The organism is Janthinobacterium leeuwenhoeki, from assembly GCF_051380795.1.
Lineage (GTDB): Bacteria > Pseudomonadota > Gammaproteobacteria > Burkholderiales > Burkholderiaceae_D > Janthinobacterium.
In genome coordinates, this window is record NZ_JBNYXT010000038.1 from 42,312 (window position 1) to 48,770 (window position 6,459).

A 6,459-nucleotide genomic window follows, 5' to 3' on the forward strand; every position below is an offset into this window, starting at 1 on the left:
ATGCGTGTCGGTATCTTGTCTTACCCGATGCTGTTCCAGCGCGACGGCGGCTTGCAGATCCAGGTACGCGAAACCATTGCCGCGCTGAAGCGGCTGCCCCAGCTACCGGCGCGCGCCCTGGAAGTGCAGCTGGTCGACGCCAACCATGAGCGGCTGGCCGATTTCGACGTGCTGCACGTGTTTTCGGCGAGCAATGGCACTCACCGCATCATGGAAATGGCCAGCGAGCAAGGCGTACCCGTGGTGCTGTCGCCGCTGCTGTCGCCGGGCTGGGGCCGGTCCAGCGCCTGGCGCGCGCGGCTGGCCGACCGGCTGGCGGGACGCCTGACGCAGTGGATGGTGCAAACGAGCTATGCACAATCCCGGCGCGCCTTGCAGCTGGCCGACGTGGTGATCGCGCTGGGCGAGGCCGAACGCGATGCCATCGTGCAAGGTTTCGGCATGCGGGCCGACGCCATCCGCGTCTTGCCAAATGGGATCAACCCGCATTTCTTCACGGCCAATGGCGATTTGTTCCTGCGCGAAACGGGCATCGCCGGGCCTTTCGTGCTGATGGTGGGCAGCATTTCGCCCTACAAAAACCAGCTGGGACTGGCGCAGGCGCTGACGGGCACCGGCTTGCTCCTGGTGCTGATCGGCGCCGCGCCGCGCGAGCAGCAAGCGTATCTGCAGCAATTGCTGGACTTGCCGCACGTCAGCTGGCTCGGTGCGCTCGACCACGCCGACCCGCTGCTGGCCAGCGCCTACCATGCGGCTGCTGTGGCGGCCTTGCCCAGCCAGGGCGAAGTGTTTCCGCTTTCCGTGCTGGAAGCGCTGGCGGCCGGCACGCCCGTCGTCATGACGGCGCAAAGCGCGCTGGACTTGCCCGATTCTGCGTTCGCGCTGCGCAAGGTGCGCTGGGACGATGGCGCCACGCAGCGCCAGGCCATCCTCGAATGGCTGGCGCTGCCGCCCGAACGCTGCCGCGTGCAAGCCTTGGTGGAACGTTTTACGTGGGAGCGGGTGGCGGCCCAGATTGCCGAGTGTTACTACCAGGCCCAGTCCCAGTCATTGACTGCCAGGAGAGAACATGCTGTTTAACTCCTTCGCCTTCCTGTTTGCCTATCTGCCCGTCGTGCTGGCCGGCTATTTTCTGCTGGACCGCTGGGCGTCCTGCGCCAGTTGGCGCCTGGCGCCGGCCATGTGGCTGGCGCTTGCCTCGCTGTTTTTCTATGCCTGGTGGGACGCGCGCTACCTGCCGCTGCTGCTGGCCTCGATCTGCGTCAATTACGGCGCCGGCCGACTGATCGGCGCGCGCGCCGGTGCGGCCCGCAAGCGCGTGCTGGTCGCGGCGCTGGCGCTGAACCTGGGGCTGCTCGCCTACTACAAATATGCGAATTTCTTCATCGACAGCGTCAATGCCGTCGCCGCCGGTGCTGGCGCTGCAAGCCTGCCTTTGTCCGGCCTCGACATCATCCTGCCGATCGGCATCTCGTTCTTTACCTTCACGCAGCTCGCCTTCCTCGTCGATTGCTACCGGGGCGAGGTACGCGACTACCGCTTCATCCATTACGTGCTGTTCGTCAGCTATTTCCCGCACCTGATCGCCGGCCCCGTGCTGCACCACCGCGACATGATGCCGCAGTTCGCCGACCCGGCCAACGCCCACCCGCGCGCGGCCAATTTCGCCATCGGCCTGTCGATATTCACCATCGGCCTGGCAAAGAAGGTGCTGATCGCCGACAAGCTGTCGCCGCTGGCCATGCCCGTCTTCGCGGCCGGCGCCGAGCCGACCCTGATCGAAGCGTGGATCGGCGTGCTGGCCTACACCTTCCAGCTGTATTTCGACTTTTCCGGCTATTCCGACATGGCCATCGGCCTGTCGCGCCTGTTCGGCGTGAAATTGCCGCTGAACTTCAATTCGCCGTACAAGGCGGCCAATATCGCCGAGTTCTGGCGCCGCTGGCACATGACTTTGTCGCGCTTCCTGCGCGACTATTTATATATTCCCCTGGGCGGCAGCCGGCGCGGCGAGGCCATGCGCTACCGCAACCTGATGCTGACCATGCTGCTGGGCGGCCTGTGGCATGGCGCCGGCTGGACCTTCGTCATCTGGGGCGGCTTGCACGGCCTGTATCTGGTGCTGCAGCAGGCCTGGCAGCGCGTGTTCGGCGTGGCCCGGTCGCGCTGCTGGCCTGCCGGCCTGACTTTTCTTGCCGTCATGCTGGCCTGGATCTTTTTCCGCGCGCCCGACGTGGCCACGGCCTGGGACATCGCGGGCGCGCTGGTGGGCGCGAACGGCGTAAGCTTGCCGCGCGGCCTGGCCAGCCACGCGCCCAGCCTGGCGCAATGGGGCTGGCAGCCCGTGTTTGACGGCATCCGCTGGATCGAACTGGCCGGTCCCGGCTTGCCCGTGCTGCTGGGCGCCATGCTGCTGGCTTTCAAGGCGCCGAATACGCAAGAAATATTCTTTCTTTACGAGCCCGCCATTGAAAGAATATTTCATCCAGCAGGACGCTGTACCTTCAACTGGCGGCCCACGCGCCGCTGGAGCGTGGGTTTTGCCGCGTTGTTCATCGCCTGCATCTTTGGCATGAACCGGGTCACCGAATTTCTTTACTTCCAGTTCTGAGCATGGATACCAGCGCCCGCCGCTATCTCGCCGTCTTCCTTGCCTGCGCGCTGGGCGCGCTGGCCCTCGTTTCCGCCGTGAATTACCGCGTCGACCCGTACCTGCTGCACCAGTGGGACAGTCCGTTGGTACAGCGATTGCGGCCAACGAGCGAAAAGCTCAGCGTGTGGGGCAAGACGTATGCCGTGGCGCGCTACCGGCCCGCCATCGTCTACATCGGCAATTCGCGCACGGAAATGGGCTTGCCGGCGAGCAGCATGCGTACTTTGTTCGATGGCAAGAGCGTCTTCAACAGCGCCGTCTCGGGCGCCTCGATCGGCGACGCCATCCGCTTGGCCGAACACGCGGTCCGGGTCAGCCAAGTCGACACCATGGTGTGGGGCATCGATGCGCCCTCGTTCTCGCCGGAACTGGGTTCGGCCGGCGTGGAGCCGGGCCTGACGGACGGCGGCCCCGCTTTTTTCGCGCGGCGCGCCTTGCTCAACATCAAGCGCGGCCTGACAGTGGACATGACCCACGACAGCTGGCGCATCCTCAGCGGCAGCTATGACAGCGTGTGCCTGTCCAGCCTGGCCCTGCACGGCCAGCGCGACCAGGCGTGCATCACCAGCCGCAAGCATGGCTGGGCCGGCACGGCGCGCGCCTTCACGCCGCGCCTGCAGGAATTCGGTGATGGCGCCGGCCCCACCGAAGCGGCGCTGCAGGCTTTCGATACCAGCGTCGGGAAACTCTGCCGTGGCGGCACGCGCTTGCGCCTGTACATCAATCCCACGCATGCGCTCACCCTCGACTCCCTGTACTGGCGCGGCAAGTGGGACGCCATGGAAGCATGGCAGCGCGACCTGGCGCAACTGGCCGGCCGCTACCGGCGCCTGGGCTGCGACGTGCGCGTCTACGATTTTTCCGGCTTCAACAGCATCACCAGCGAGGCCATCCCGCAAGTGACGGGCGCGCCCGCGATGCGCTATTACTGGGAAGCGTCGCACTACCGCGACAATGTGGGCCGCTTCATCCTGGCGCGCCTGTTCGGCGGCCCGCTGCCGCCGCCGGCGGACTTCGGCGCCGAACTGACGGAAACGGGCATCGCGGCCCACCACGCGGCCACGCGCGCCGCGCGCGAGCGCTACCACGCGCAGCACGCGGAGGAAACGGCGTATCTGCGCCACGTGCTGACCTTGCCCCGCGAGCCCAAGTAGGTAGATACGGGGCCAGGCGTACGCCGTGGGGCGGGGCGCTTGCGCTATGATGCTGTTTTGCCATCCAGCAAGTTCCAGGACCCTCCATGAAAATCGCCTTCTTTGCCAGCCAGCCGTATGACCGCCGTTTCTTCGATGAAGCCTTGCCGTCCCAGCCCGACGCCGCCGGCATCGAACTGGTCTACCACAGCGCCTTGCTGAGCCAGGAAACCGTGGTCCTGGCGCAAGGCGCCGATGCCGTCTGCGTCTTCGTCAACGACGTGCTTGACGCGCCCGTGCTGGAATCCTTGCACGGCTACGGCGTGCGCGCCATCCTGCTGCGCTGCGCCGGCTACAACAACCTCGACCTGGAAGCGGCCAAGCGCCTGGGCCTGTTCGTTGCCCGCGTGCCTGCCTACTCGCCGGAAGCCGTGGCCGAATACACCTTGGCCCTCGTGCAAACCTTGAACCGCCACACGCACCGCGCCTACGCCCGCGTGCGTGAGGGCAATTTCTCGCTGGACGGCTTGCTGGGCGCCACCCTGCACGGCAAGACGGTGGGCATCGTCGGCACGGGCAAGATCGGCCTGGCCACGGCGCGCATTTTCAAAGGGTTCGGTTGCACGGTGCTGGGCCACGACCCGTATCCGGCGCCCGCGTTTGCTGAACTGGGCACGATGGTGGAGTTGCCGCAACTGCTGGCCGAGTCCGACATCGTCTCCCTGCATTGCCCCTTGATGGAGAGCACGCGCCATATGATCAGCGAAGCAACCTTGCCGCTGATGAAAAAGGGCGCCATGCTGGTGAACACCTCGCGCGGCGGCCTGATCGACACGGGCGCCGTCATCGAAGCGCTCAAATCGCGCCAGCTGGGTTCGCTGGCCATCGATGTGTACGAGCAGGAAAGCAATCTGTTCTTCCAGGACCGCTCGTCCGACATCATCGACGACGACATCTTCCAGCGATTGATGACGTTCCCGAACGTGCTGGTGACGGGCCACCAGGGTTTCTTTACCATCGAAGCGCTGCGCGAAATCGCCGCCATCACGTATCACAACCTGGCGTGCTTCCGTCAGGGCCAGGCGTGCGAAAACAGCGTACTAGCTGGCTGACGCCTGTTTCTTTGGCTTGGGCGGCGGCTTGGGTTTCGGCAGCGGCAAGGCGTCCGCCGTGCGCCGCGCCAGCTGGCCCAGCCAGTCGCGTTCGTCCCACAGCCCGCCATCGATGAGGAAATACGGCTTGGCTTGCGGGTAGGGCGGCGCTTCCTGCAGCGTGCCTTGCGCGCCGATCCAGGCGCGGCCCGCATCCGTCGGCTTGATGAACAGCTGCTCGTCGGCGACGATAGCGAACATCTTGCCGTCGCAATACAAGCCGTACTCGCCAAACATCTTTTTCGCGCTGATGCTACCCGCGCCTGCCATCTGGTCGAGCAAAAAATCCACCGTGCCTTGCTGTGATGCCATATCGTCCTCCGTTTGAAAGAACAGTGTTGCGCACTGGTCAGGATACGCCGGCGCGGCTACACTACTCCCATTGATTTTTTTGCATGACCTAATTCCCATGACACCCCAGCATATTACTCATCGCGGCATCAGCATCTTCACCCTGGCGGCCAGCGACGCCATCGAGACCCATTGCGCACCGGGCCAGACGGCCATCCGCGAACAGGCCGACGGCTGGTGGTTGTATTTTGTCGACGAGGATGGCAAGATCGATGGCTACGACGCCCCGTTCGCCAGCCACGCCGAAGCGCTGTGGGCGGCCAAGGCCGCAGCCGAGTTCAGCGCGCAATGAAGGCCAGTCCGTGGGCTTTCCTGGGCTTGCCGCAAGCGCCCGTGCCGGAAGCGTAAAGCGCGGAATACGGCGCCTGCCGCGCCGAACTGCACGGCAAGCGGCTGGTCTTGCGCGTGGCAAAAACCACGCCGACGAAAACCGGCCAGTTCGTCACCGTCTGGAAGCGCCCCCATCCCGACGCCGACATCGCCCCGCTGGACGACACCGACCCCTTTGACGTCGTCATCATCGCCGTGGGCGATGGCGCACAACACGGCTTTTTCATTTTCCCGCGCAGCGTATTGCTGGAACGGGGCGTGATGTCGCGCGCCGGCCAGGGCGGCAAGCGCGCGCTGCGCGTGTATCCGCCGTGGTGCGCGCCAGAGTCGATCCAGGCATTGCGCACGCAGCGCTGGCAGGGGGAGTGGTTTGTGGCGGCGGGGGATCCGTTGCGGCTGGGGCGGTTGACGGACAAAGCTGCCTGACGTTAGCGGCCCAAGGGCAGGCAGCACATGCTGAATAGCATGGACAAGTGGAAATGATGTCATATTTTTGATGGAGAAATTCATCTGACGTTATTTTTTATCTTGGCGATATTCATTCTGCATTCTGTCCAGGCTTGGTCACAATGACACACTTAGTCGTACACCTAAATCATGCGGTTAATCTCCAGCGCTCTTAGGGAAGCGCTGATCAATTCGGTTTTCTGACGAGGCTGGCGCGCCAAATGCCCGACCGGCGAGCCGTTCAAGCCCGTTTTTCGTTCAATTTAACGTGATGCTGCGCGTCTTTCTGCAATCAAGACGGATTACGGGATTCGGTGATCGTAAAACGTCTTCCGGCCAGTACCAGGTTGGCAAAGGCGAACAAGGTAAAGAGCTGTGCAGTGTTCTTGGTCAA

6 protein-coding genes and 2 pseudogenes are annotated in these 6,459 nt (G+C 64.2%); 6 read left to right on the forward strand and 2 right to left on the reverse strand.

The genetic code is table 11. The features are described 5' to 3' along the window. The 4 genes from ACQ4WS_RS22140 (at window position 1) to ACQ4WS_RS22155 (ending at window position 4,898) form a co-directional block, all read left to right on the forward strand. A complete protein-coding gene (locus ACQ4WS_RS22140) occupies window positions 1–1,080 on the forward strand; it encodes a glycosyltransferase family 4 protein (protein ID WP_436479170.1) in 1,080 nt (359 codons plus the stop codon). Further along, window positions 1,070–2,611, forward strand: coding sequence for an MBOAT family O-acyltransferase (locus ACQ4WS_RS22145; RefSeq protein ID WP_436479171.1), 1,542 nt, complete (start codon window positions 1,070–1,072; stop codon window positions 2,609–2,611). The genes ACQ4WS_RS22140 and ACQ4WS_RS22145 overlap by 11 nt, the downstream gene beginning before the upstream one ends. Before the next feature lie 2 nt (window positions 2,612–2,613). Beyond that, complete coding sequence (locus ACQ4WS_RS22150) at window positions 2,614–3,807, forward strand: hypothetical protein (protein WP_436479172.1); 1,194 nt, start codon at window positions 2,614–2,616, stop codon at window positions 3,805–3,807. Window positions 3,808–3,893: 86 nt separating this feature from the next. After that, entirely contained in the window at window positions 3,894–4,898 is a 1,005-nt protein-coding gene (locus tag ACQ4WS_RS22155; protein WP_436479173.1) for a 2-hydroxyacid dehydrogenase, read from the forward strand. Here ACQ4WS_RS22155 and ACQ4WS_RS22160 read toward each other — a convergent pair. Then, complete coding sequence (locus tag ACQ4WS_RS22160) at window positions 4,887–5,249, reverse strand: TfoX/Sxy family protein (protein ID WP_436479174.1); 363 nt, start codon at window positions 5,247–5,249, stop codon at window positions 4,887–4,889. The two genes, ACQ4WS_RS22155 and ACQ4WS_RS22160, sit on opposite strands and share 12 nt — an antisense overlap. A gap of 97 nt (window positions 5,250–5,346) precedes the next feature. Here ACQ4WS_RS22160 and ACQ4WS_RS22165 point away from each other — a divergent pair, with 97 nt between their 5' ends. Next, entirely contained in the window at window positions 5,347–5,580 is a 234-nt protein-coding gene (locus tag ACQ4WS_RS22165; RefSeq protein ID WP_436479175.1) for a hypothetical protein, read from the forward strand. Window positions 5,581–5,648: 68 nt separating this feature from the next. Beyond that, window positions 5,649–6,044: pseudogene (locus ACQ4WS_RS22170) on the forward strand (MepB family protein); the annotation flags it as partial. Between the two features lie 313 nt (window positions 6,045–6,357). On the opposite strand, the pseudogene ACQ4WS_RS22175 reads toward ACQ4WS_RS22170, so the two are convergent. Beyond that, a pseudogene (locus tag ACQ4WS_RS22175) lies at window positions 6,358–6,459 on the reverse strand (IS5/IS1182 family transposase); the annotation flags it as partial.